The 25023-nt window shown below is 68.4% G+C and carries 24 protein-coding genes and 1 tRNA gene; 7 read left to right on the top strand and 18 right to left on the bottom strand.

The genetic code is table 11. The features are described from left to right. Positions 1-5: 5 nt before the first annotated feature. Positions 6-1613: a carboxyl transferase domain-containing protein gene (locus tag ASG71_RS14435; RefSeq protein WP_056740493.1), complete on the bottom strand. Its 1608-nt coding sequence runs from the start codon at positions 1611-1613 to the stop codon at positions 6-8. Positions 1614-1791: 178 nt separating this feature from the next. On the opposite strand from ASG71_RS14435, the gene ASG71_RS14430 reads away from it, so the two are divergent. Beyond that, entirely contained in the window at positions 1792-2418 is a 627-nt protein-coding gene (locus ASG71_RS14430) for a TetR/AcrR family transcriptional regulator (RefSeq protein WP_056740491.1), read from the top strand. 242 nt (positions 2419-2660) lie between these two features. Here the strand turns inward: ASG71_RS14430 and ASG71_RS14425 are convergent, their stop codons facing one another. The 3 genes from ASG71_RS14425 to pdhA are packed head-to-tail and all read right to left on the bottom strand — an operon-like array spanning position 2661 to position 6252. Beyond that, entirely contained in the window at positions 2661-4067 is a 1407-nt protein-coding gene (locus ASG71_RS14425; protein WP_056740489.1) for a dihydrolipoamide acetyltransferase family protein, read from the bottom strand. Then, complete coding sequence (locus ASG71_RS14420) at positions 4064-5074, bottom strand: alpha-ketoacid dehydrogenase subunit beta (protein WP_056740487.1); 1011 nt, start codon at positions 5072-5074, stop codon at positions 4064-4066. The genes ASG71_RS14425 and ASG71_RS14420 overlap by 4 nt, the downstream gene beginning before the upstream one ends. After that, positions 5074-6252, bottom strand: a complete 1179-nt coding sequence (gene pdhA, locus ASG71_RS14415; protein ID WP_056740485.1) for a pyruvate dehydrogenase (acetyl-transferring) E1 component subunit alpha — start codon at positions 6250-6252, stop codon at positions 5074-5076. The genes ASG71_RS14420 and pdhA overlap by 1 nt, the downstream gene beginning before the upstream one ends. A 196-nt stretch (positions 6253-6448) precedes the next feature. Here pdhA and ASG71_RS14410 point away from each other — a divergent pair, with 196 nt between their 5' ends. Next, positions 6449-6925: an Lrp/AsnC family transcriptional regulator gene (locus ASG71_RS14410; protein ID WP_056740483.1), complete on the top strand. Its 477-nt coding sequence runs from the start codon at positions 6449-6451 to the stop codon at positions 6923-6925. A gap of 101 nt (positions 6926-7026) precedes the next feature. Here ASG71_RS14410 and ASG71_RS14405 read toward each other — a convergent pair whose 3' ends face one another. Together ASG71_RS14405 and ASG71_RS14400 are read right to left on the bottom strand one after the other, a co-directional pair. Continuing rightward, positions 7027-8643 (bottom strand): cation acetate symporter, encoded by a 1617-nt coding sequence (locus ASG71_RS14405; RefSeq protein WP_056740481.1) that lies wholly within the window; start codon positions 8641-8643, stop codon positions 7027-7029. Beyond that, positions 8640-9020, bottom strand: a complete 381-nt coding sequence (locus tag ASG71_RS14400) for a DUF485 domain-containing protein (protein ID WP_056740479.1) — start codon at positions 9018-9020, stop codon at positions 8640-8642. The genes ASG71_RS14405 and ASG71_RS14400 overlap by 4 nt, the downstream gene beginning before the upstream one ends. A gap of 196 nt (positions 9021-9216) precedes the next feature. On the opposite strand from ASG71_RS14400, the gene ASG71_RS14395 reads away from it, so the two are divergent. Genes ASG71_RS14395 through ASG71_RS14380 form a run of 4 tightly spaced genes read left to right on the top strand, consistent with a single transcriptional unit; the run spans position 9217 to position 13115 of the window. Then, positions 9217-10431: a sensor histidine kinase gene (locus tag ASG71_RS14395; RefSeq protein ID WP_056740477.1), complete on the top strand. Its 1215-nt coding sequence runs from the start codon at positions 9217-9219 to the stop codon at positions 10429-10431. A gap of 35 nt (positions 10432-10466) precedes the next feature. Then, entirely contained in the window at positions 10467-11186 is a 720-nt protein-coding gene (locus ASG71_RS14390) for a LytR/AlgR family response regulator transcription factor (protein WP_056740475.1), read from the top strand. Then, positions 11183-11641, top strand: a complete 459-nt coding sequence (locus tag ASG71_RS14385; protein ID WP_414826678.1) for a hypothetical protein — start codon at positions 11183-11185, stop codon at positions 11639-11641. Before ASG71_RS14390 ends, ASG71_RS14385 begins: the two co-directional genes overlap by 4 nt. Positions 11642-11648: 7 nt before the next feature. Continuing rightward, positions 11649-13115, top strand: coding sequence for a cation acetate symporter (locus tag ASG71_RS14380; protein ID WP_056740473.1), 1467 nt, complete (start codon positions 11649-11651; stop codon positions 13113-13115). A 79-nt stretch (positions 13116-13194) separates the two neighbouring features. Here the strand turns inward: ASG71_RS14380 and ASG71_RS14375 are convergent, their stop codons facing one another. The 6 genes from ASG71_RS14375 to rpsB all read right to left on the bottom strand — a co-directional run bounded on the left by ASG71_RS14375 (position 13195) and on the right by rpsB (position 18129). Further along, positions 13195-13773, bottom strand: coding sequence for a DivIVA domain-containing protein (locus ASG71_RS14375; protein ID WP_056740471.1), 579 nt, complete (start codon positions 13771-13773; stop codon positions 13195-13197). Positions 13774-13874: 101 nt separating this feature from the next. After that, a complete protein-coding gene (locus ASG71_RS14370) occupies positions 13875-14795 on the bottom strand; it encodes a phosphatidate cytidylyltransferase (protein WP_056740469.1) in 921 nt (306 codons plus the stop codon). Further along, entirely contained in the window at positions 14795-15352 is a 558-nt protein-coding gene (gene frr / locus ASG71_RS14365; protein WP_056740467.1) for a ribosome recycling factor, read from the bottom strand. The genes ASG71_RS14370 and frr overlap by 1 nt, the downstream gene beginning before the upstream one ends. Before the next feature lie 74 nt (positions 15353-15426). Then, entirely contained in the window at positions 15427-16164 is a 738-nt protein-coding gene (gene pyrH, locus ASG71_RS14360; protein ID WP_056740466.1) for a UMP kinase, read from the bottom strand. A 128-nt stretch (positions 16165-16292) separates the two neighbouring features. Beyond that, on the bottom strand, positions 16293-17129 hold the full coding sequence (tsf, locus tag ASG71_RS14355) for a translation elongation factor Ts (protein WP_056740463.1): 837 nt from the start codon (positions 17127-17129) through the stop codon (positions 16293-16295). A gap of 133 nt (positions 17130-17262) precedes the next feature. Continuing rightward, the gene (rpsB, locus tag ASG71_RS14350) at positions 17263-18129 is read right to left on the bottom strand and encodes a 30S ribosomal protein S2 (RefSeq protein ID WP_056740461.1); all 867 of its coding nucleotides are present in this window, start codon (positions 18127-18129) and stop codon (positions 17263-17265) included. A 717-nt stretch (positions 18130-18846) separates the two neighbouring features. Here rpsB and ASG71_RS16460 point away from each other — a divergent pair. Beyond that, on the top strand, positions 18847-19392 hold the full coding sequence (locus ASG71_RS16460) for a M23 family metallopeptidase (RefSeq protein ID WP_082575230.1): 546 nt from the start codon (positions 18847-18849) through the stop codon (positions 19390-19392). Between the two features lie 51 nt (positions 19393-19443). Here the strand turns inward: ASG71_RS16460 and ASG71_RS14345 are convergent, their stop codons facing one another. From ASG71_RS14345 to ASG71_RS14320, 6 genes are all read right to left on the bottom strand, one after another. Beyond that, positions 19444-20634, bottom strand: coding sequence for an acyl-CoA dehydrogenase family protein (locus ASG71_RS14345; protein ID WP_056740459.1), 1191 nt, complete (start codon positions 20632-20634; stop codon positions 19444-19446). Between the two features lie 213 nt (positions 20635-20847). Further along, positions 20848-20921, bottom strand: a tRNA-Ile gene (locus tag ASG71_RS14340). A gap of 105 nt (positions 20922-21026) precedes the next feature. After that, complete coding sequence (locus ASG71_RS14335; RefSeq protein ID WP_414826680.1) at positions 21027-22217, bottom strand: glycosyltransferase; 1191 nt, start codon at positions 22215-22217, stop codon at positions 21027-21029. A gap of 106 nt (positions 22218-22323) precedes the next feature. Continuing rightward, entirely contained in the window at positions 22324-23229 is a 906-nt protein-coding gene (locus tag ASG71_RS14330; RefSeq protein WP_056740456.1) for a DMT family transporter, read from the bottom strand. After that, a complete protein-coding gene (locus ASG71_RS14325; protein ID WP_082575192.1) occupies positions 23229-23894 on the bottom strand; it encodes a CDP-alcohol phosphatidyltransferase family protein in 666 nt (221 codons plus the stop codon). Before ASG71_RS14325 ends, ASG71_RS14330 begins: the two co-directional genes overlap by 1 nt. A gap of 54 nt (positions 23895-23948) precedes the next feature. Next, positions 23949-24836: a phage holin family protein gene (locus ASG71_RS14320; protein WP_056740454.1), complete on the bottom strand. Its 888-nt coding sequence runs from the start codon at positions 24834-24836 to the stop codon at positions 23949-23951. Between the last annotated feature and the right edge of the window lie 187 nt (positions 24837-25023).

Here is a 25023-nt window from a genome sequence, read left to right as displayed (position 1 = left end):
GGGGCTCACATCCGGAAGAGGCCGAAGGAGGTCTCCGGCAGCGGGGTGCGGGAGACGACGTCGAGCGCCAGTCCCAGGACGGTGCGGGTGTCCGCGGGGTCGATCACGCCGTCGTCCCAGAGGCGGGCGGTGGAGTAATAGGGGCTGCCCTGATCCTCGTACTGCTGTTTGATCGGGGCCTTGAAAGCTTCCTCATCCGCGGCGGACCATTCCTCGCCGCGGGCCTCGTACTGGTCCCGTTTGACGGTGGCGAGCACGCTGGAGGCCTGGTTGCCGCCCATCACCGAGATCCGGGAGGCCGGCCACATCCAGAGGAACCGCGGCGAGTACGCCCGGCCGCACATCGAGTAGTTGCCCGCGCCGAAGGACCCGCCGATCACCACAGTCAGCTTGGGCACGCGGGCGGTGGCAACGGCGGTGACCATCTTGGCGCCGTTCTTGGCGATGCCGCCCTGCTCGTAGTCCTTGCCGACCATGAAGCCGGAGAGGTTCTGCAGGAAGATCAGTGGGATGCCGCGCTGGTCGCAGAGTTCGATGAAGTGCGCGCCCTTGAGTGAGGACTCGCTGAAGAGCACGCCGTTGTTCGCAACGATGCCCACCGGGTGGCCGTGCAGTTTCGCGAAGCCGGTGACCAGGGTGGTGCCGTAGTTCTTCTTGAACTCGTGGAAGCGGCTGCCGTCGACCAGCCGGGCGATGACCTCGCGGACGTCGTACTGGGCGTTGACGTCTGTGGGGACGGCGCCGTAGAGCTCGTCCGGGTCCGCTGCCGGTTCGACGACGGTGTCGATCTCCCAGGCCGGGGCGGCCGGGCGGGGCAGGGTGGAGACAATGTCCCGGACAATCTGCAGGGCATGCTCGTCGTTCTCGGCCAGATGGTCGGTGACCCCGGAAATCTTCGAGTGCACGTCGCCGCCGCCGAGCTCCTCGGCGGTGACGATTTCGCCGATCGCGGCCTTCACCAGCGGCGGGCCGCCCAGGAAGATGGTGCCCTGGTTGCGGACGATCACCGTTTCGTCACTCATCGCGGGAACGTAGGCGCCGCCGGCGGTGCAGGACCCCATGACGGAGGCGATCTGCGGGATCTTCGCAGCGGACATCTTCGCCTGGTTGAAGAAGATCCGGCCGAAGTGCTCCTTGTCCGGGAAGACCTCGTCCTGCTTGGGCAGAAACGCGCCCCCGGAGTCCACGAGGTAGATGCAGGGCAGGCGGTTTTCCAGGGCGATTTCCTGCGCGCGGAGGTGCTTCTTGACGGTCATTGGGTAATAGGTGCCGCCCTTGACGGTGGCGTCGTTGGAGATGACCAGGACCTGCCGGCCGTGGACCAGGCCGATCCCGGCGATGACGCCGGCGCCGGGCGACTCGTCGTTGTACATGCCGTTGGCCGCGAGCGGGGCGATTTCCAGGAAGGGGCTTCCGTCGTCCAGCAGCCGGTCGATCCGCTCGCGCGGGAGGAGCTTGCCCCGGGCGACGTGCCGTTCCCGGGACTTCTCGGGACCGCCCAGCGCCGCGGCGGCGAGCCGTTCCTTCAGTTCCCGGGCCAGGCCGAGCTGCGCCTCGTGGTTAGCGGCGAAGCCGGGGCTTCCGGCGTTCACCTGGCTGGCAATTGTCTCCATTGACTGCTTCCGTCCTCGGCCGCTGAGCCGGTCCGCCCTGGGGCATCCGGCAATTTCGGTTAGTAACGCATAACTGAGATTTAGGTTAGTCTCTATTAACTGTGATGTCCAACACAGGACCGCCCGCCCACGGGCTGCGGGCTTCACGCACAGAACAGCCGAGAAGAAGGGCGCGCCGGTGACCGAGACCAGCCAGCCAACCCAGCGGAGCCAGGCCAAGGAGAACCGCCGCAAAGCGCTCCTCACCGCCGCCGCGGCGCTCTTCGCCGCGGACGGGTTCAACCGCGTCTCGCTGGAGGACCTCGGCGCGGCGGCGGGAGTCAGCGGACCGGCGGTCTACCGCCATTTCGCCGGGAAGCAGGCGGTCCTGGGCGCGCTGCTGCTCAGCGTCAGCCAGGATCTGCTGGAAGGCGGACGCACCGTGGTGGCCGGATCCGACGATGCGGCTACGGCGCTGGCGGGACTGGTTGAGTTCCACGTCGACTTCGCGCTCAGCAACCCCGACGTCATCCGGGTCCAGGACCAGGACTTCAGCAATCTCGACGACGGCGAGCAGGCCGAGGTGCGTGCCTTGCAGCGCAGCTACGTCGAACTCTGGGTCGATGTACTGGCCGGCCTGCATCCGGACACCGACCCGGCCGAGCTGAGGATGCGCGCGCACGCCACGTTCGGCCTGATCAACTCCACCCCGCACTCGGTCCGCACCCAGGGCCGCCGGATGGCCCTGAAGCGTGCCCGGCCCCTGCTCGAAAGCATGGCACTGGCCGCCCTGCTGGCTCCGGCGGCTCCCCCGGGCCGCGGCTGACCGGCCGCACGCCGGCACCCGGCCGTCGTCGGCGCCCCGTCGGCTGCACTCCGTGGACCTGTCCCGCGTTCCGGGGCACTTTGGCGCGGACACGCCGCTAGCCAAAGCCCCGACGTCGGTTAGTGGCCCCAAAATGCCCCCGGACGGCGACGCCGAGGAACCCGACGTCGGAAAGTGCCCCTGGACGGCAAAGGCCGGGCATCCACCCTACGGATGGATGCCCGGCCTCCCGGGTGCGTTGACTAGACCATGGCCAGCGCCATGCCGGGGTCGGCGAGGATGGCTCCGAGGTCCTGCAGGAACCGGGAACCCTGTTCGCCGTCGACCAGCCGGTGGTCGAAGGACAGGCTGAGCGTCATGACCTGGCGCAGCGCGACCTCGTCCTGGTGCTCCCACGGCATCTTCCGCACCGCGCCGACGGCCAGGATAGCGGCCTCGCCCGGGTTGAGAATGGGGGTTCCGGCATCGATGCCAAAGACTCCGATGTTCGTGATGGAGATGGTTCCGCCGGAGAGGTCCGCCGGGGCGGTCTTTCCGGCCCGGGCGGTGTCGGTCAGTTCAGTCAGCGCCGTGGAGAGCTCGAGCAGCGACATCCGGTCCGCGTCCTTGATGTTCGGCACGGTCAGCCCGCGCGGCGTCGCGGCCGCGATGCCGAGGTTGACGTAGTTGAACTGGACGATTTCCTGGTTGGCCTCGTCCCACCGGGCATTGAGCGTCGGGTGGCTCCGCAGCGCGATCAGCACGGCCTTGGACACGAGCGTCAGCGGGGTCAGCTTGTAGCCAGCGAAGGACCGGCTGGCCTTCAGCCGGGCCAGCAGCTCCATGGTGGGCGTGACGTCCAGGGTGAGGAACTCGGTGACATGTGGCGCGGTGAAGGCGCTGGAAACCATGGCTGTGGCGGTGAACTTCCGCACCCCCTTGATGGGGGTCCGGGTCTCCCGTTCGGCCGGCGCGGCTGCGCCCGCCGGAGCGCCGGGCTGCACGCCGGCGAGTTCCTGCGGGGCGACCGGAAGGTCGCCGCCGCCGACGAAGTTCCGCACGTCGTCGCGGGTGATGAGGCCCCGCTCCCCCGTGCCGGTGACCGCCGCGAGGTCGACGCCGAGATCCTTGGCCAGCTTGCGCACCGGCGGCGTGGACCGGGGCCGTTCTGCCGGCCGGGTGTCCTCGGGCGCCGGGGCGGCCTCGCTTACCGGCGCCGGCTGAGGTGCGGGCGCAGGTTCCGGTGCAACGGCCGGTTCGACGGCGGGCGCCGGCGCAGCGGCCGGCGCAGGGGCAGCGGCGAAGGTGCGGGCGCGGCGCGCGGGACGGCCGGAGCCTTCGAGCACGGCGCCGTAGCCCACGAGGTTCGGCTCGCGCTTGGCGGAGCTTTCCGGCCCGCCGTCGGCGCCGCCGTCGTCGCCCTCGATCTCGAACGAGACGATCGGCTTGCCGACCTCCACCACGGTGCCCGGCTGCTCGTGCAGCGCGGTCACGACGCCGGCGAACGGCGACGGCAGTTCGACCACGGCCTTGGCCGTTTCCACCTCGGCGATGATCTGGTTGAGCGTGACGGTGTCCCCCACGCCGACCTTCCAGGCGACGATTTCCGATTCGGTCAGGCCCTCGCCGAGGTCCGGAAGGCGGAATTCCTTGATCATGGTGGCGCTCATCCTTCCAGCCCGCTCAGGGAGTTGGGGCGGCCCAGGGCACGGTCGACGCCGTCGAGGATCCTGTCCAGGCCCGGCAGGTGGTGCATTTCAAGCTTTGAATACGGGTAAGGAACGTCGAAGCCGGTGACCCGGACGGGCGCGGCCTCCAGGTGGTAGAAGCAGCGCTCGGTGATGCTGGCGGCCACTTCGGCGCCGAGTCCGCCGGACTGGCCGGCCTCATGCGTGACGACGAGCCGTCCGGTCTTGCGCACCGAGGCCTCGAGGGTGGCGAAGTCCAGCGGGGCCAGCGATCGGAGGTCGATCACCTCGATGGAGACGCCTTCGTCGGCGGCTGCGAGCGCGGCGTCGCGGGCGGTCTTCACCAGCGGGCCGTAGGCGACCAGGGTGACGTCGGTGCCCTCGGTGACGACGCGCGCCTGCTCCATGGACTGGGCTGCGCCGGGCACGAGCGACTCATCGACCTCGCCCTTGTCGTGATAGCGGCGCTTGGGTTCGAAGTACAGCACCGGATCGTCCGAGGCGATGGCCTGCTGGATGATCGTGTACGCATCCTGCGGGTTGGAGACGCTGACCACGCGCAGGCCCGAGGTGTGGGTGAAGTAGGCCTCGGGTGATTCGGAGTGGTGCTCCGGCGAGCCGATGCCGCCGCCGAAGGGTACGCGGATGGTGATCGGCATCTTCACCGCACCCTGGGTGCGGTAGTGCATCTTGGCGACCTGGCTCACGATCTGGTCGAAGGCCGGGTAGATGAAGCCATCGAACTGGATCTCCACGACCGGGCGGTAGCCGCGGTAGGCCAGGCCGACGGCGGTGCCCAGGATGCCGGATTCGGCCAGCGGGGTGTCCACGACCCGGTGCTTACCGAAGTCCTTCTGCAGTCCGTCGGTGACGCGGAAGACGCCGCCGAGGGTTCCGATGTCCTCACCCATGAGAATCACCTTGGGATCGTTTTCAAGGGACTTGCGCAGGCCCGAATTAATGGCCCGGGCAAAGGTCATCTGCGTCATCAGCGTGCACCTTCTTCGGAAGCGGCACCTGCGGGATCGCCGAAGGAAGCCAGGTAACGGGTGTAGTGGTCCTCCTGGCGGTCCAGCCAGGAGTTGGGGGTGCTGTAGACGTGTTTGAAGATGTCCAGCGGCTGCGGTCCGGGCATGTTGATGGTGCCGGCGCGCAGTTCCTTCGCGACGGCGTCGGCCTTCGCGGCGACGGCGGCCTCGAGCTCTTCGGTGAGCAGGCCCTTGCGCTCGAGCAGTGCCTTGAGCCTGCTGATCGGGTCCTTGGCGGCCCAGTCCTCGAGTTCGTTGGCGTCGCGGTAGCGGGTGGGGTCATCCGCCGTCGTGTGCGGCCCCATCCGGTAGGTGACGGCTTCGATGAAGCTGGGTCCGCCGCCGCGGCGGGCCCGGTCGAGGGCGATCCGGGTGGCGGCCATGACGGCGAGCACGTCGTTGCCGTCCACCCGCATGCTCGGGATGCCGAAGCCGGAGGCGCGGTCCGCGATCTGGATGTGGGACTGCAAACGGACGGGTTCGGAGATGGCCCAGTGGTTGTTCTGGCAGAAGAACACCACCGGGGCCTGGAAGCTCGCCGCGAAGACCATGGCCTCGTTGACGTCGCCTTCGCTCGTGGCGCCGTCGCCGAAGTAGGCCACGGCCACCGAGTCGGCGCCGTCGTTCTGGATCCCCATGGCGTAACCGGTGGCGTGCAGCGACTGGGCGCCGATGATGATTTGCTGGGTCGCGACGTTCACCGTGTAGGGGTCCCAGCCGGCCAGGGCATTGCCGCGCCAGGCCTTGACGATGTCCGAGGGCTTGACGCCGCGGCAGTAGGCAACGCCGTTGTCCCGGTAGCTGGGGAAGACGAAGTCGTCGTCGCGGAGTGCCCGCACCGAGCCGATCTGCGAAGCTTCCTGGCCCAGCAGCGGCGGCCAGAGGGCGAGCTCGCCCTGGCGCTGCAGGGCGGTGGCTTCCGCGTCGATGCGGCGGATGACCGCCATGTCTTCGTAGAGGGACGCGAGCTGTTCGTCGCTGATGTCCTGGACCCAGGTGTCGAACTCAGGGTGGCTGACGCGTTCACCCCCCGGGGTGATGAGCTGGACGAGATCCCCGCCCGAGCGCCTGTTTGAATCTGCACTGTTCCCGGGCCCGCCGGCGGCCATGCCGCCCTTGCCCGCGTCGTCGGTAAACACAGTTTGTCCGCAACCTTCTGACGTCGTCTGACCCGGCCCGCGGAACTCGTGATCCCAGCGCGCGAAGGCCACCCGGGCGCCGTTGCCCCGGATAATTGTGACCCTACTCACAAGTGCCAGAGGGTACAACCACCCCGGAAGAAGTTGAGCATTGTGCACGCCTGAGTCCTCCTGGACCGTGCTAATCTTGCGCATTATGCAAGCTTTGGATGGCACGGACACCCGCCTGCTTTCGGCCATGGCCCGTGATCCCGGCCGCACCGTCGTGGCGCTGGCGCAGAAGCTGGGCTTGTCCCGGAACACGGTGCAGGCCCGGATGGCCCGGCTGGAGAAGAAGCACGCCTTCCTCTCCTTCGAGCGCCGGATCAACCCGGCGGCCCTCGGCTACCCGCTGATGGCTTTCATCTCCGTGCACGTCCAGCAGCAGAAGCTGGGCACCCTGGCGGAGGAACTGGCCGGAATCCCGGAGATCCTGGAAGGCTACGGCCTCACCGGCTCGGCGGACCTGCTGCTGCGGGTGGTGGCGCTCGACGCCGAGGATCTGTTCCGGATCAACGGCAAGATCCTGGGGTGCGACGGCGTCGACCGCACCGACACCGCCCTCGCCATGGGCGAACTGATCCCCTTCCGGATCCAGCCGTTGCTCGAGCGCGGCCCGGCTGCGGAGGCGTAGCCGGGGGCACAGGCACAGCCGGCACGGCCCAATCAGCCCGCAGGACAAAAAAGAACCCCCGCGCCGTGGCGCGGGGGTTCTCTTTTCGACGGCAGGGCCGTTTAGTGGTTGGTGGCCTTTTCGGCGCCCACACCGGTCAGGGAGCGGACTTCCATCTCGGCCTGCTTGGTGGTGTCTTCGGTCTTCTTGTCCAGCACCGTACCCAGCCAGCCCAGGAAGAACGCGAGCGGGATGGAGACGATGCCGGGGTTGCTGAGCGGGAAGATCGCAAAGTTGGCCCCGGGAATCATCGACGTCTTCGCGCCGGAGACCACCGGCGAGAGGGCGATCAGGATGATCGCGGACGCGAGCCCGCCGTACATGCTCCAGATGGCGCCCTGCGTGGTGAACTTGCGCCAGAACAGCGAGTAGATGATCGTCGGCAGGTTCGCGGACGCCGCGACGGCGAAGGCCAGCGCGACCAGGAAGGCCACGTTCTGGCCGTTGGCGAAGATGCCGCCGACGATCGCCAGGATGCCGATCACGATCACCGTGCGGCGGGCCACCCGTACCTCGGTGTCCGGGTCCGCGTTGCCCTTGGCCAGGACGTTGGCGTAGATGTCATGGGCGAAGGACGCCGCCGCCGTGATGGTCAGGCCGGCAACGACGGCGAGGATGGTCGCGAAGGCCACCGCCGAGATGAAGCCCAGCAGCAGCGGGCCGCCGAGGTGGAAGGCCAGCAGCGGAGCGGCCGAGTTGACCCCGCCCGGGGCGCCCTTGATGGTGTCCGCGCCGACGAGGGCCGCGGCGCCGTAGCCCAGCACCAGGGTGAACAGATAGAACAGGCCGATCAGCCAAATGGACCAGACCACGGACTTGCGGGCTTCCTTGGCGGTCGGGACCGTGTAGAAGCGCATCAGCACGTGCGGCAGTGCCGCGGTGCCGAGCACCAGGGCCAGGCCCAGGGACATGAAGTCCAGCTTGGTCGTGTCGGACTTGCCGTACTGCAGGCCCGGGTTCAGCACGGCCGGGTTCTTGGCCGTTTCCGCCGCACCGCCGAGCAGGTCGGAGAGGTTGAAGCCGTAGATCGCCAGGACCCAGAAGGTCATGACCGCAGCGCCCGCGATCAGCAGCATCGCCTTGATGATCTGGACCCAGGTGGTGCCCTTCATGCCGCCGATCAGGACGTACATGATCATCAGGGCGCCGACGACGATAATCACCAGGGCCTGGCCGCCCCAGTCGCTGATGCCCAGCAGCAGCGAGATGAGGCTGCCCGCACCGGCCATCTGCGCCAGCAGGTAGAAGAAGCACACCGCCAGGGTGGAGATGGCGGCGGCGATCCGGACCGGACGCTGCTTCAGCCGGAAGGACAGGACGTCGGCCATGGTGAACTTGCCGGTGTTGCGGAGCAGTTCCGCGACCAGCAGCAGGGCGACGAGCCAGGCGACGAGGAAGCCGATGGAGTACATGAAGCCGTCGTAGCCGTTGATCGCGATGGCGCCCGTGATGCCCAGGAACGACGCCGCGGACAGGTAGTCGCCGGCGATGGCAGTGCCGTTTTGCGAGCCGGTGAACGAGCGGCCGGCGGCGTAGTAGTCGGCCGCCGTCTTGTTGTTGCGGCTGGCACGGAACACGATCACCATGGTGACCGCGACGAACAGGGCGAAGATGCCCATGTTCAGCAGGGTGGTGTCTTTGAGGGCGGCAACGTTGACCGCAGGTACCATAAGTGTCATTTTGCCGTTCCGCTCACTGGGTTGCCGTGCTTGTCGAACTCGTGGCCTTCGATCCCGTGGCGGATCTCCGAGGCGATCGGATCCAGCTTCCGGTTGGAGTAGCTGACGTACCAGCCGGTGATGGCGAAGGTGGAGACGAACTGCAGCAGCCCCAGGATCAGGCCGATGTTGATGTTGCCCCAGACCTTTGTGGACATGAAGCCCACCGCGTAGTCAGCGAGCAGGACGTAGGCGAAGTACCACAGCAGGAATGCGATGGCCATCGGAAAGACAAAGCTGCGGTGACGTTTGCGCAGTTCCTGGAACTGCTCCGTCGACTGGACTTCCTTGAAGTCCACGGACGCCGCTGCGTCCGTTCCCTGGGCGTCGTGACCCATTGTTCCTCCTCATTGAGACTGGCGCGCCACCCCGGCTGCCCGGGCTCCGGGAAAGAGACTTCCGGCACGATGTGACAGCAATCACTGTGCACCGTGACGTGCATTACATTCCAGCACCGCCGCGTTTCCTGTCGCTCAACGGTCGCCCTGCTGCGCCCAACGGCGCCGCGCCGCGTCCGGGCGCTACGCTGGCAGCATGCCGGACTCCCCCCTCTTCACCGCCGCCGCGATCGCCGTGATCGCCCTGGCGATCGCCGTCGTCGTCGCTGTCGGACTCAAGGTCCTGCGTTCCTTCCGGGAGCTGGGCACCGACGCGGAACGGGCGACGTACAAGACCCTGCACGCCGCCTCGCGGGCGGGCCAGTACCTGCGCACCGGCCTCAACCCGGCCGGCGCCGCGAAGGCCAGCCGGCAGCTGCGCAGCCTGCTCGGCTGCGACGCGCTGGCCATCACCGACACCGCCGGGGTGCTGGCCTGGGACGGCTCGGCCGAGGAGTTGAAGCCTGCCCTGATGGGCCTGGCCGCCCGGGTGCTCGAGGGCGGCCACACCGCCGTCATCCCGGCCGGCGAGCTGCAGCTGCTCGCCAATGGAAAGGCGGCACCGACCGCCCCCGGGGCGGAGCGCGCCGTTGTGATCGCCCCGATCAAGGCCGGAACCCGGGTGGTGGGGGTGGTGGCGGCGTTTGCCCCGGCCGCCGGGTCCGGGCTGGTGCGCGCGACCAGCGAGGTGGCCGACTGGGTGGCGACGCAGGTGGAGCTGGCCGAGCTGGACGCCTCCCGGACCCTGCTGATGGAGGCCGAAGTCCGGGCACTCCGGGCCCAGATCAGCCCGCACTTCATCTACAACTCGCTGAACGCGATTGCTTCCTTCATCAACACCGACCCGGTCCGCGCGCGGGAACTGGTGGTCGAGTTCGCCGATTTCACCCGCTATTCGTTCCGCCGGCACGGGGACTTCACGACCCTGGCTGAGGAGCTGCGCTGCATCGACCGCTACCTGCTGCTGGAGCGGGCCCGGTTCGGCGACCGGGTGCAGGTGAGCCTGCGGATCGCGCCCGAGGTACTCAGCACGGTGATCCCGTTCCTGAGCCTGCAGCCGCTGGTGGAAAACGCGGTCCGGCACGGCCTCGAGGCCAAGGAAGGCCCGGGGCACATCACGATTACCGCCAACGACTCCGGGGCCTTCGCCGAGGTCACGATCGAGGACGACGGCGTCGGCATGGATCCGGAGAAACTGCGGGCCATGCTGGCCGGACACGGCGACGGCGACCACGTCGGCCTGCGGAACGTGGATGCCCGGCTGCGGCAGGTCTACGGCGAGGACAACGGCCTGGTCATCGAGACGGCCCCCGGCGAGGGCACGCTGATCACCCTGCGGGTGCCCAAGTCCCAGCCGATGCACGACGCCTGAGCGGCCCCGCCCCTACCCGGCAGTACCCTAGAACCATGATTAACGTCCTCGTCGCCGATGACGAGCTGCCCGCTGTCGAAGAGCTGGCCTTCCTGCTCGGCCGGGATGAGCGGATCGGGGCCATCCACCGCGCGTCCTCCGGCGCCGAGGCGCTGCGTACGCTCGAAGCGGAGGACATCGACGCGGTCTTCCTCGACATCCACATGCCGGCCCTCTCCGGGCTGGACATCGCCCGGGTCATTTCCCGCAGCCCGAAGCCGCCCGCCGTCGTCTTCGTCACGGCCGACGAGGACTGCGCCCTGGAGGCCTTCGAACTGGCCGCCGTTGACTACCTGCTCAAGCCGGTCCGCGCGGAGCGGCTGGCCAGATCGATCGGCCGGATCAGCGAGCTGATCCGGGAGGGCGCGCCGGCGCCGGAGATGATCACTGTGGACCTGGGCGGAACCACCAAGATGATCCGGCGGGATGACGTCACCTACGTCCAGGCTCAGGGCGACTACGCCCGCCTGCACACGGCGGATGCGAGCTACCTGATCCGGGTGCCCCTGGCGGACCTCGAACAGCAGTGGGCCGACGCCGGTTTCCTGCGGATCCACCGGTCGTACCTGATCGCCCTGAACCACGTGGGCCACCTCAAACTGGCCGCGGCCCGTCCCAGCGTCACCGTCGCCGGGGCCGAACTGCCGATCAGCCGGCGGCACCTGCCTCCGGTCCGGGAGAAACTCGGCGCCACCCGGATCCGGCCGCAGGCATGACCCGCGTCCGCGTCACGGCCCCGCGCGGCCGCCCCGCAGGAGGGGCCCAGGCAGCCGGGGTCACCGGACATCCCCCGGCCGGCAGCGTTCCCGCAGGCGGGGCTGCCGCAGGCGGGGCTGCCGCGGGCAGCGGCGCCGGGCTGCGCACGGCCGTCGACGCGCGTGAGGCCGCCGAGGAATCCGACGCCGGGCAGGTGTTCGTCCAGGCCCTGATCCGCTCCCAGCTGCGTCTCGGGATCGTCGTGGCCGCGGGGTTCCTGCTGATTCTGCTGGCCTTCGCGCTGTTGCTGGGGGTGGTGCCGGGGCTGGCCGAGCTGCGGATCGCCGGGCTGCCCTTCGATTGGGTGTTGCTGGGCGCCGGCATTTACCCGGTGATCGGGCTCAGCGCGTGGCTGTACGTGCGGACGGCGGCGCGGAACGAGTCCCGCTACCGGGACCTGGCCGGGGACCGGTGAGCGGGGCGTGAATCCCGTCGTCGGCGTCGCCGCCTTCGTTGCTGTCTCGCTGGCCACCGCCGTAATCGGTTTTTACGGCCTGCGGATTTCGCGGACCACCGGCGACTTCTACGTCGCCTCCCGCACGGTGCGCCCGTGGTGGAACGCCTCGGCCATCGGCGGCGAATACCTTTCCGCCGCGAGTTTCCTCGGCGTCGCCGGCCTCATCCTGCTCTCGGGCACCGACGCGTTGTGGTTTCCGGTCGGCTACACCGCCGGATACCTGATGCTGCTGTTGTTCGTTGCCGCCCCGCTGCGGCGCTCCGGCGCGTACACCATCCCGGATTTCACCGAGGCCCGGCTGGACTCGCGGGCGGTCCGCCGGGTGACGAGCTTCGTAGTGGTCGTGGTCGGGTGGCTCTACATCGTCCCGCAGCTCCACGGCGCGGCGCTGGCGATCCGGATCACCACCGGCCTGCCGGCCTGGGTGGGACAGGCGGCCGTGGTCGCCGTCGTCTGCGTGACCGTGGTGTCCGGCGGGATGCGGTCCATCACCTTCGTCCAGGCGTTCCAGTACTGGCTGAAACTGACGGCGCTGGCCGTACCTGCGTTGTTCATCCTGTTTTCGCTCGCGGGCGCCGGCGCGCCCGCCGCTGCCGGGGCGGCCGTCAATCCGACGGCCCTGGCGCCTGCCGGGCCGTACCAGAACATCTCGCTGCTGGTGGCCCTGCTGTTCGGCACGCTCGGCCTGCCGCACGTGCTGGTCCGGTTCTACACCAACCCGGACGGCCAGTCGGCCCGGCGGACCACGCTGATCGTGCTGGGGCTGCTGTCCGTCTTCTATCTGTTCCCGACGGCGTACGGGCTGATCGGGCGCGTCTTCGCGCCGGGACTGGCCAAGAGCGGCCAGGCCGACGCCCTGGTGCTGCTCCTTCCGGGCCGGCTGGTCGGCGGGCCCGCCGGGGACATGCTGTCCGCCCTGGTCGTGGCGGGCGCCTTCGCCGCGTTCCTGTCCACCACCTCGGGCCTGGTGGTGTCGCTGGCCGGGGTCATCAGCCAGGACGTGCTCGGCGGCAGTGTCCGCGGGTTCAGGCTCGCCGCCGTCATCTCCGCGGTGGTGCCGCTGGGCATTGCGAGCATGACCGACTCCACCGCCCTGGCCGGGAGCGTGGGCCTGGTCTTTGCCTTCACGGCCTCGACGATCTGCCCGGTGCTGCTGCTGGGCATCTGGTGGCGGGGCCTCACCGACGCCGGCGCCATCGCCGGGATGCTGACCGGGGCGGTGCTCTGCGGCGGCTCGATGCTGGCCGGCGCCGTCCTTGGCGGCGCCGGGACCCCGCCCTGGCTGGCCCAGCCGGCCGCCTGGACGGTGCCGGCGGCCTTCGCGGTGATGGTTGCGGTGTCGCGGGCCACCCGTGGCCGGGTGCCGCGGACGATCACCCGGCTGATGACGAGGCTGCACACCCCGGAGCGGCCGCTCGCGACCGAGCGCTGACCCAACCGGCCCGGCAAGCCCCCGGCCCGCCGGCCGGGAGGGTGGGCCCGGTGTTGAAGGACGTCGGGGTGCCGGCGGCTTAGTCGATCGCGGCCATCAGTTCGACGACGCGGTCCAGGAAGGCGTCGACCTGGTTTTCCTCGTATCCCTCGCGGCCGACGGCCGGGCGGAAGACGGCGCGGCGGACGTTGTCCACGCTCAAGGGCTGGTCTTCCTCGAGGTAACCGATCAGGTCGTGGCAGAGGTCGTCGACGTCGGCGGTGTTGTAGCTGCGCGCCTTTGCCTTGGCGGGGCGCCGGAAGCGCTCTCCGTCCGGGCGGTGCAACCGGCCGCGGAGCAGGCCGGCGAGGCGGCCGATCTCGCGCAGCCAGGCTTCCTCGCCGCGTTCCTCGACGAGTTCGTCCCGTTCGCGGCGGGCCAGGGCATCCTCCAGTCGGTCCAGTGCGGCGTCGACGCCCGCCGCCGAGTAGCCGCCCTTGACCGGGTCAAAGGACACTGCGCGGACGTCGGCGCTCTTGACCGAGCGTGAGGCGGCGTGCGGCGTTTCGAATGACACCCGTGCGCGCTGCAGGAACTGGTCCACCTGCTTGGCGTTGTAGCCGTACTGGTTCCGCTGCACGCGGTCAAAAGAGGCGGGGATCTGCCGTTGAATGTCCACTGTTTCTTTGTTTCCTTCGATGCCGTCCGGCGCGGCACGCGCCGGGTACGGGCTGGTTTACCGGCACCATTCTAGGCACCGGGAGGTGGCGGGGCGTCGCCTTAGCCGCCGGCACCGGCGGAGAAAATCATGAAGGCCACCGGTGAGGCGAAAACGATGGAGTCCAGCCGGTCCATCACGCCGCCGTGGCCCGGCAGGCTGTTGCCCATGTCCTTGATCCCTAGTTCGCGCTTGACCATGGACTCGGCCAGGTCGCCTGCGGTGGCGGCCGCCACCATGCCCACCGCCAGGGCGGCGCCGAACCACCACGGCTCCCCCAGCACGTAGATGCTGGCCAGGACGCCCACCAGGACGGCGCCGGCGATCGACCCACCGAATCCCTCCCAGGATTTCTTCGGGCTGATTTTCGGGGCCATGGGATGCTTGCCGAGCGAGGCACCGACGAGGTAGCCAAAGGTGTCATTGGAGACCACGAGCAGCAGGAGCGTGCCGATCTGCCACGCCCCGATGGGCACCACCCCGCCGGGCCAGAGGCCGATCGGGGTGACGCCGCCGGAGGCGTGCAGCGGCAGCACGGCAAAGCTGATCAGGAAGGGGACCCAGGCCAGGGTGAACACGCCGGCGAAGATGCTGCGCGCCGACCCTGCTGCCCCCTCCAGGGAGCGCCAGAGCAGCACAGCAACGCTGCTGACCAGCAGCGCGAACAGCAGGCTCTCCGGACCGCCGAAGTAGGCCGCCAGGGGCATGGCGACCGTGCCGGTCATGGCCGGCACGATTGGCAGGCGGGTGCCGGAGGCCTCCAGCGCCCGGAACACCTCCCACACACCGAACACGGCAAAGGCCGTGACGGTCAGGACGAACGCCAGAGGAAGGAACAGCAGCCCGCCGAGCACGGCAAAGAGCATGGCGAGCCCGACCGCCGTCGCCGCAGGGAGGTTCCTGCCGGCCTTCGGCGTCGGGTTGCGCCGTTCTTTCCCCCGTGCCCGGACGCTGGGTCCGGGCACCCGTTCGTCGGCCACCATCAGACCTCGAGCAGCTCAGCTTCCTTGCGCTTGAGCAGCTCGTCGATGCCGTCGACGTGCGCCTTGGTCAGGGCGTCCAGTTCCTTCTCGCCGCGGGCGCCTTCGTCCTCGCCGGCTTCGCCGTCCTTGACCAGGCGGTCCAGGGTCTCCTTGGCCTTGCGGCGGATGTTGCGGATGGACACCTTGGCGTCCTCGCCCTTGGACTTGACGATCTTGACGTATTCCTTGCGGCGTTCCTTCGTCAGCTCCGGGATGGTGATCCGGATGACGTTGCCGTCGTTGGACGGGTTGGCCCCGACCTCGGAGTCGCTGAGCGCACGTTCGATGTCCCGCAGCGCGGTCTTGTCGAAGGGCGTGATCAGGATGGTGCGTGCGTCCGGAACAGCGAAGGAGGCCAGCTGCTGCAGCGGGGTGGGCGAACCGTAGTAGTCCACCATGACCTTGTTGTACAGGCCCGGGGTGGCGCGGCCGGTGCGGATCGAGGCGAAATCTTCCTTGGCTACCTCAACGGCCTTGTCCATCTTGTCCCCGGCTTCGAGCAAGGTTTCTTCGATCACGTTCACTCCTCAGAATTTGTGCGCACCCCATTGCCCGGGGAGCGGATCTGTCCTAAAAAACATCCTAGCCGGAGCTAGGGGGTGACTACGGTGCCCAGTTCCTCGCCGCGGATGGCGCGGGTGACATTGCCCTCGCCTTCCATGCCGAAGACGACCATGGTGAGGTTGTTGTCCTTGCACATGGTCATCGCGGTCTGGTCCATGACCCGGATGTCGCGGCGGAGGGCCTCGTCGTAGCTGAGGGTGTGCAGCTTCTCGGCGGTGGGGTCCTTCTTCGGGTCCGCGGTGTAGACGCCGTCGACCCCGCTCTTGGCCATGAGGACGACGTCGGCGTGCACCTCCATGGCGCGCTGCGCGGCGACGGTGTCGGTCGAGAAGTACGGCAGGCCGGCGCCGGCGCCGAAGATCACGACGCGGCCCTTCTCCATGTGGCGGATGGCGCGGCGCGGAATGTAGGCCTCGGCCACCTGGCCCATGGTGATGGCGCTCTGGACGCGGGTTTCCACACCGGCCTGCTCCAGGAAGTCCTGAAGGGCCAGGCAGTTCATCACGGTGCCGAGCATGCCCATGTAGTCGGCGCGGGAGCGGTCCATGCCGCTTTGGGAAAGTTCGGCGCCGCGGAAGAAGTTTCCGCCGCCGACCACGATGGCGACTTCGACGTCGGGAACGGCGGCGGCGATCTGCTTGGCCACGCCGCGGACGGTATCCGGGTCAACGCCCAGTTTCCCGCCGCCGAAGACCTCGCCGGAGAGCTTCAGGAGCACGCGGCGCCGGGTCTTTGTTGGCTGGGCGGAGTTGTTGACGGTATCCATGGTGCCTTCCCGTTGGTGAGCTTTGAAAAGATTATCGTGCCGTGGACCAAAGGCCGCATTCGGCCGACGGGCCGGATGCATGCGAAAGGGGTGGCCACCGCAGTGACCACCCCCTTCGCGTGACTTAGTTAGGAACCGACGCGGAAGCGCGTGAAAGCGGTTGCCTTGACTCCGGCCTCTTCGAGGACCTGCGCGACGGACTTCTTGGCATCCTTCGCGAATGCCTGGTCGACGAGGACCTCGCCCTTGTAGAAGCCGGTGACGCGGCCTTCGACGATCTTGGTCATCGCAGCTTCGGGCTTGCCCTCGGCCTTGGCGGTTTCCTCGGCGATGCGGCGCTCGGACTCGACCAGCTCGGACGGGACGTCCTCGCGGGTCAGGTAGTTCGGGGCCATCGCGGCGATGTGCACGGCGACGTCGTGGGCGGCGGTGGTAGCGGCTTCGCCTTCACCGTCGACGGCGAACAGCACGCCGACCTGGGCCGGGAGGTCCTTGGAGGTCTTGTGCAGGTACGCGTCGACCGTCGGGGCCTCGATGCGGGCAATGCGGCGGACGACAACTTTCTCGCCCAGCACGGCGCCCTCTTCGATGACGACCTCGGACAGCGGCTTGCCGTCAACGTCGGTGGCCAGCAGGGTGTCGAGGTCGGCAGCGCCGGACTCAACAGCAACGGCCAGCACCTTGTCGGCGAGCTGGATGAACTTGTCAGCCTTGGCGACGAAGTCGGTCTCGCAGTTGACCTCGATCATCACGCCGACGCCGCCGTCGACCTTGGCAGCAACCAGGCCTTCCGCGGTGGAGCGGCCTTCACGCTTGGTAGCGCCCTTGAGGCCCTTGATGCGGATGATTTCGATGGCCTTCTCGGCGTCACCGTTGGCTTCGTCGAGAGCCTTCTTGACATCCATCATGCCGGCGCCGGTGCGCTCACGCAGAGCCTTGATATCAGCAGCAGTGTAGTTCGCCATGTGAACCCCTCTGTCTAGAAATTGTGTGGTGTACGGACCGACAGGACGGTCGCCCGCCAAAGCGGGCAACCATCCTGTCGGTACCCCTGGCGCTGCATGCAGCGCCCGGGGAAATCCAGATTTATTTGTCTGACTACTTGGCTTCGTCGGCGGCCGGAGCAGCGTCCTCAGCCGGAGCGGCTTCGGCGGCCGGAGCAGCCTCGGCAGCCGGAGCTTCGGCGGCGGCTTCAGCCTTGCTGCCCTCGAGGAGTTCGCGCTCCCACTCGGCCAGCGGCTCTTCCGGAGCTTCCGTGGTGCCGGTGGCGCGCTGGTTGCGGGCGATCAGGCCCTCAGCCACGGCGTCGGCGACAACGCGGGTCAGCAGGTTGACGGAGCGGATGGCGTCGTCGTTGCCCGGGATCGGGAAGTCGACTTCGTCCGGATCGCAGTTGGTGTCCAGGATGGCAACAACCGGGATGTTCAGCTTCTTGGCCTCGTCAACGGCGAGGTGTTCCTTCTTGGTGTCGACAACCCAGAGGAGCGAAGGCGCCTTGGTCAGGTTGCGGATACCGCCGAGGTTGGTCTCCAGCTTGGTCAGCTCGCGACGCAGGAGCAGCAGTTCCTTCTTGGTGTAAGCGGAACCGGCGACGTCGTCGAAGTCGATCTCTTCGAGTTCCTTCATGCGCTGGATGCGCTTGGAAACCGTCTGGAAGTTGGTCAGCATACCGCCGAGCCAACGCTGGTTGACGTAGGGCTGGCCGACGCGGGTGGCCTGCTCGGCGATGGCTTCCTGCGCCTGCTTCTTGGTGCCGACGAAGAGGACGGTGCCGCCGTGTGCAACGGTGGCCTTCACGAACTCGTAGGCACGGTCGATGTAGGACAGCGACTGCTGCAGGTCAATGATGTAGATGCCGTTGCGCTCCGTGAAGATGAAACGCTTCATCTTCGGGTTCCAACGACGGGTCTGGTGTCCAAAGTGGACGCCGCTGTCAAGCAGCTGGCGCATGGTTACGACGGGCATGCCGACGCTCCTTCCGGCAGGTCATTCATGAGAAAGCCGTGGGCTCTCTTACCCTGCCAATAGTTGACGGTTGTTTAGCAACACCCAAGGCGGGCGTTCCTCCTGGCATCCACTGCGCTCCTCCACCGGCTGGTGGGCCGGACCGAAAGGGGCGCAGTCCTCCGCGCCCGGAAGCCGGGCTTCGGACAGGGAGGGCTGGATACGCGTAGTCAGCCGCTGCTCCCGCACTCCTGAATGAGACGTGCTGCCCGCTGGCCTGGTCCGGCCAGGGGCAGGGACAGGTTTTGGGCGTGAGGGCACAGCAAACTGCTCCACCAAGTGTACTACAGCAGACCCGCGCCGGTGACCGGATTGTTGGAGCCCCAGGGGTGGCCTGGGGGCCGTCTTCTCCATGCCGGGGGCCGGCCCCGGGCGGTGCGTTGTCCACATGGCCGGACCGGGGCCGGCCCCGGGCGGTGCGTTGTCCACATGGCCGGACCGGGGCCGGCCCCGGGCGGTGCGTTGTCCACATAGCCGGACCGGTGCCTTCCCCGCGCCGCACGCCGCTCGCAGGGTGGATGCATGATGTCCCTCGCGCCGCCTGGTGCCGCCCTTCGGGCCACTGTGCACGCCACCTTTGATGCTGCGGTTTCGGCTGCCGTTCGTACCGCTATTCGTGCCGCCCGCGCAGGCTTTCGTGCAGCGCTCCGCATAGTGGTTCCCGTCATCACGGCCGCGATGGTTTGCGCGGCTCCCGCGTCCGGCGCTGCCGGGGCGCCGGGTCCGCCGGGCGCCGGCGGGCGGGAGACGCAGGCGAGGCTGGCATCACCGGCGCGCGACGGCGGCCGGTGGGGTTGGCCGCTCTCCCCCAGGCCGAGGGTGCTGCGCGCCTTCGATCCGCCGGCCCGGCCCTGGCTGAGCGGCCACCGCGGGGTGGACCTGGCGGCCGCGTCCGCTGGGGTTCCGGTGACTGCGCCGGCGGCAGGGACCGTCAGCTTCGCCGGCGTCGTCGTCGACCGGCCGGTGATCACCATCGACCATGGCAACGGCCTGCGGAGCAGTTTTGAGCCGGTGGCCAGCACCTTGCGGACGGGCGCCGCCGTAGCCCGGGGTGCGGTGCTGGGTCGGGTGCTCCCGGGGCACTGCGGCCGGGCGCCGTGCCTTCACTGGGGCGTCCGCCGGGGCAGGGACTACGTCAATCCGCTGGGGTTTCTGATAGACCTGCGGCCCTCCGTTCTGCTTCCACCGTTGCGTCCCGGGTCGGGAAGGGGTGGTCCAGGATGAAGGGCCGCGGGACTGCGCCGGGATCCGGCCGGCCGCCGGGACGGGGTCCGCCTAGACGATCGCCGAGATTCCGGTGATGGCCCGGCCGGTGACCAGGGTGTTGATTTCGTGGGTGCCCTCGTAGGAGTAGATCGCTTCGGCGTCGGAGAAGACCTTGGCCATCTCGTAGTCCGTGACGATGCCGTTCCCGCCGAGCAGGCTGCGGCCAATGGCGACGCTCTCGCGCATCCGTGCGGTGGTGAACGCCTTGGCCAGCGCGGACTGCTCGTCCTTGGCCTCGCCGGCATCCTCAAGCTGGGAAAGCCGCACCATCATGCCCATCGAGCTGACGGCGTTGCCGAGCATCTGGACGAGCTGGTGCTGGACCAGCTGGAACGAGGCGATCGGGCGGCCGAACTGGCTGCGCTCGACGGCGTAGCGCCGGGCGACGTCGAACGCGGCGAGCTGCTGCCCCACCGCCTGCCAGGCGACGGCCAGCCGGGTGACCTTGAGAACCTTGTTGGTGTCGCGGAAGCTGTTGGCGTTCGCGAGCTTGAAGAAGTCCGGCACGACGACGTTCTCAAGGGTGATGTCCGCGTTCTGCACGGTGCGCAGCGAGATTTTGTTCTCGATCTTGGCGGCGCTGTAGCCCTCCGTCTTCGTGTCCACCAGGAAGCCTTTGACCTGGTTGTCGGCGACGTCGCGGGCGTAGATGACTACCCAGTCGGAGAACGTGGCGTTGCCGATCCAGCGCTTGGCGCCGTTGAGGATCCAGTTGTCCCCGTCGCGCCGGGCCGTGGTGCGGGTGCCGCCGGCAACGTCTGAGCCGCCGAGCGGTTCGGTCAGGCCGAAGGCGCCGATCTTCTTCAGGGAGTAAATGTCCGGCAGCCAGGCGTCCTGTTGCTCCTGCGACGCGAGCGCTTCGATCGAGCCGGTGAACAGTCCGTCGTGCACGCCCATGAAGGTCGCGATCGAGGTGTCGGCGCGGGTGGCCTCGGCGTGCAGGATTCCCGCGAAGAGGTTCGAGTAGCCCTGCCGCTTGACCGGGCTGACCAGATCGATTTCGGCCAGCTTCGGGATCAGGTCCATCGGGAACTCGCCGCGGTTCCAGCAGTCGACGGCGATCGGCTTGACCTCGCGGGCGAGGAACTCGCGGACCTCGGCGAGCCGGTCCCGCTCCTTGGCGCTGAGCAGCTGCTCGAAGGCGAAGAAGTCGCCGTCGGCGTAGGGCAGGTTGTTGATGTCGGTGTCAGCCTTGGGCATGGTGTTCCTTCACTCGTGATCAGCAGCGACCAAAAGGGTGCGGGACGTCGCACCGCAAAGATGTTACTCGTCAGTAACATATCGCAGTGCCGGGGCGGTGGCAAGTGATGGCGGCCACGCGGTCCCGGACACGCAAAAGGGGCCGCAGCCGGCGTATCGACGCCTGCTGCGGCCCCTTCGGACGGCGGCTGTCCAGGAAATTCCGCGGTGGAGTAGGGCTACTCGGACTTGAACCGAGGACCTTAGGATTATGAGTCCCGCGCTCTAACCAGCTGAGCTATAGCCCCATGGCCCGGGCGGCCGGCCGGGACCGGCCGGCGCGTCCCGGGCAAAAACACACTCTAGCAATAGTACTCGCCCGCGCCCTTCCGGTGGCGCCCGGCCCGAGGGCCCTAGACGACGAGGTCGTCGTAGCTGGCGCCGCGGTAGATGTCCTCGAAGGTCTGCAGCGTCCGTTCGATGCCGTGGCTTTCCACCATGCTGCGGCTCGCCTTGCCCATCGCTGCCCGCTCGTCCGCCGGGAGCGAGAGCACTCGGGCGATCTTCTCCGCCAGGTCCGCGCTGTCGTTCGGAGTGAACAGGAAGCCGTTCTCGCCGTCGCGCACCAGGTGCGGCAGCGCCATGGCGTCGGCCAGCACCACCGGGGTCGAAGCGGACATCGCTTCCAGCGTCACGAGGGACTGAAGTTCGGCCGTGCCGGGCATGCAGAACAGGTCCGCGCCAAGGTACGCCCGGCGCAGTTCCTCGTCGCTGGCCAGGCCAAGGAACTTGACGCGGTCCTGCAGGCCGAGGCGTTCGACCTGCGCCTCGAGCGAGGGACGCACTTCTCCCCCGCCGACGATTTCCAGGTGCACGTCCAGCGCGGCCGGCGTCCGGGATACGGCGTCGATCAGCACGTCGATGTGCTTCTCCTCGGCGAGCCGGCCGACGAACAGCACCGTGGGGCTGGCATGGCGCTCGACCTCCTCGCCGGGTTTCGGTTCGTAGGCTGCCGAGTCGATGCCGTTGGACAGGGGCAGGACCTTGCGCAGGAACGCGTGCTCGTGCATCGCCTTGGCGGCCAGCGGCGTGGGGGTGGTGACGACGTCGGCCTGGCCCATGACCTTGCCCATGTCACGCCATGACACCCGGCCGACGATGTCCTTGAACCACTGCGGGAACGGCAGGAACGGGTTGAGGTTTTCGGGCATGAAGTGGTTGGTGGCGACGATCCGGATGCCGCGCTTCACCGCCTCGTACAGGACGTGCTCGCCGATCATGTAGTGGCTCTGGATGTGCACGACGTCGGGCTGGATCCGGTCGAACAGGAGGCCGATCTCTTTTTTGATCTCCCAGGGGAAGGTGATCCGGAAGTACTCGTGGGTGGGCACCGAGTGCGAGCGGAGGCGGTGGACGGTGGCCTCGTCGCGGAACTCGCTGAAGCTCTTGCCCTTGCTCGGACGGCAGGCCAGGACGTGGACGTCGTGTCCGCGCCCGGTCATCCCCTTGGCCAGGCGGTAGCCGAACTGGGCGGCACCGTTGACATCCGGCGGGTAAGTGTCCGCCGCGATCAGGATGGTCAGGGGTTTGTCGTTCTGGGGCATGGTCACGGGGATGGCTCCTGGTGGTCACGGTGCGGGCAGCGGGCTGATGGTGGCCGGCTGGCCGTCGGTGCAGGCGCCTGGCCTGCGCCGGAAGTCTGGCTCCGCCCTACGACAACCGCCCAGCGGCCTTCCGCGCGTCCTTCTTGCGCTTGGTGACCTCGGGGTGGTGCCTGGATAGGGCGATCACTCCCACGATAGCAAGCGAACCGGCCGCGCCCATGGCAATCGCCGTCACGGCGTGGACGTCGGGGCGCAGCTCGCCCAGGATCAGAATGCCGATCGCGATGCCGATGATCGGGTCGATGACCGTCAGTCCCGCGATCACCAGGTCGGGCGGTCCCCCGGAGTAGGCGCTCTGCACGAACCAGGAGCCGAGGCCGCCGGCCGCGGCGATCGCGACGAGCGTGTACCACTGGACGTTGAGCAGGAACTGGCCGTTCGGATCGAGCAGGTGCTTGCCGATGATGCGGGTCAGGACGGCCACGAAGCCGAAGAGCACGCCGGCTCCCAGGATGTAGATGAAGGCGCTCATCCGGTGTTTGAAGAGCAGCGCCAGGGAGCCGAAGAGGCTTACCGCCAGGGCCAGCAGGAGCACGATCGTGAGCTCGTCCTCGGCGCTGACGTGGTGGTTCTCCTGCGTGACGTTGACGGCGAGGATCACGAACAGGGCCGAGCCGGTGACGCAGGCGCTAATGGCCACCACGGTCGCCCGGTTCATGCTCAGCCCCTGGTCCTTGGCGTTGATGATCGTGGTGATGACCAGGGCGATCGCGCCGATCGGCTGCACGACGGTCAGCGGAGCGGAGACCAGGGCGACGGCGTTCATCGCGGTACCGGCGGCGAGCAGCAGAAGGCCCAGGACCCAGCGCGGATTGCGGATCAGCCGGAGCAGCCCGTGCGAACTCAGGGCCAGGCCTCCCGTGTCCGCTTTGACCGCGCTGCCCTGGCGCTGGGCGCCGAACGCCAGGAAGAAGGCGCCGAGCACCGCCAGAACTACTGCCAGCCAAACCATCAGCGGGGACCGCCGTCGTCGTCGTTGGCCCCTGTGCCTGTGGCGCCGGCGGCCGCGCGGCCGGCCCGGTGCTCGCGGCCCTTGCGGATGATGGCCCAGAAGTAGTTGTAGGCCGCGATCCAGTGGCCGATGAGGCCGAGCCCCAGGAAGAGCCAGGCCGCGATGAAATAGACCTCGGTCCCCGCCACGGGGAGTTTGGAGAGCACCAGCAGCGGAGTACCCACCAGCAGCAGCGCCGTGCGGATCTTGCCGACCCGGCTGACGGGCAGGTCGGGGTGGCTGTGGAAGTAGTACAGCGACAGGCACAGCAGCACCAGGTCAGGTACCAGCAGCGCGGTCAGGTACCACCATTCGACGACGCCGGCGATGACGAGGGTGACCGCGACGGCGATCAGGGACAGCCGGTCCGCGACCGGATCCATGATCCGGCCCAGGTTGGAGAGCTGGTTGAAGCGGCGGGCGATGTAGCCGTCGACCCAGTCGGTGCTGCCCATGATGGCCAGGACCAGGGCGGCGGTGCCGTATTCCTGCTTGGCAAGGACCAGCCAGATGAAAAGCGGGACACCCAGGAACCGGACGACTGTCAGGAGGTTGGGCACGGTGAAGACCACGTCGGAGTGGACTTGGGGCTGGCCGGGGCGTGCTCCGGCGCCGATGAACTTCATTCGCTCCCCCTTTCCTCAGCCGGCAACGAGTGGGTGTCGGTGTCCAGGGCGGACCTAGCCTTGGAGCAGGCGGCGCAGCAGGAACACGAAGGCGGCGGCCGAGGCGGCCAGGGCGGTCAGCGGCTTCCAGCGCTTGCCGAGCTCGGACGCGGCGGCGGATCCTTTGGCGGTTCCGGAACGGTCAGCGGAGCCGGCGGCGGCGGAACGGCTGCGGAAACCGGCGTCCGCCGCCTCCTTGCCTTCGGCCAGCCGCTGCCCGGTGGCGGCCAGCAGGGCCTGGGCCTGGGTCTTGACGTCGAGTTCCTGTCCGAGGTCATCGCGGACACCGGTGAGGTGCTCACGGCGCTGGTTGAGCCGGCGCCGGAGTTCGGCCTCGGTCGGGGCCGGGCCGAGGTCGGGCGTTTCCGCTGCCTTCTTGGCCGCCTTCTCGGCTTTGGCCTTGGCCGCGGCTTCGTCCTTGGCCGCCTTCGCGGCCTTCGCGGCCTTCGCCTGCGGGGATGCGGGGTCGAGCACGGCGGGGTCGAACGAGGAACCTTCCTTGGCGATGCCGAGGTCGTGCTTCAGGCCGCGGATGGTCTCTTCCGGCAGCAGCGGCATGGCCTTCTTCAGCCGGCCGTAGCCGATCAGGCCGACGATCAGCGCAATCACCAGGAACGCGGCGCAGACCAGCAGGGCCGCAAGCCAGGCCGGCATGATGGTGGCCAGGCCCATGATGGCGGCGACGATCAGGCCGATGACCAGGAAGACGACGAAAATCAGGGCCACAGCCAGGAACGCCGCTGCGACGCCGAACTGGACGCCCTTGCGCTTAAGTTCGGCCTTGGCGAAGGCAATTTCGTCGTTCAGCTGCCGGGGTGCCAGCTTGAAGATCAGTTTCAGGGTCTTGGGCAGCGCGGAAAGGCGCAGCCCCCCGTTTGTCCTGCCGGTGTGCCGTCCGCTCATCGGTTCCGCCTAACTGGTTCCATCTGTGATCCGCTTCCGCTGAATAGGTCCGCACGGCTTCGCGCGCGCCTAGGTGTCAAAGCTACCATTCAGGGCCCCCGGGGCGTCCCGGGACCGGCCGCGCGGCGCAGGCGGCGTCCCGGGCCCGGTGGGACCGGACGGTTGCGGGAGGCGGGACCGGCCGCGC

The organism is Arthrobacter sp. Soil763, from assembly GCF_001428365.1.
Classification (GTDB): Bacteria; Actinomycetota; Actinomycetes; order Actinomycetales; family Micrococcaceae; genus Arthrobacter.
The sequence above is the reverse complement of the archived record's forward strand: the minus strand, read 5'-3'. Positions and strand labels throughout refer to the sequence as shown.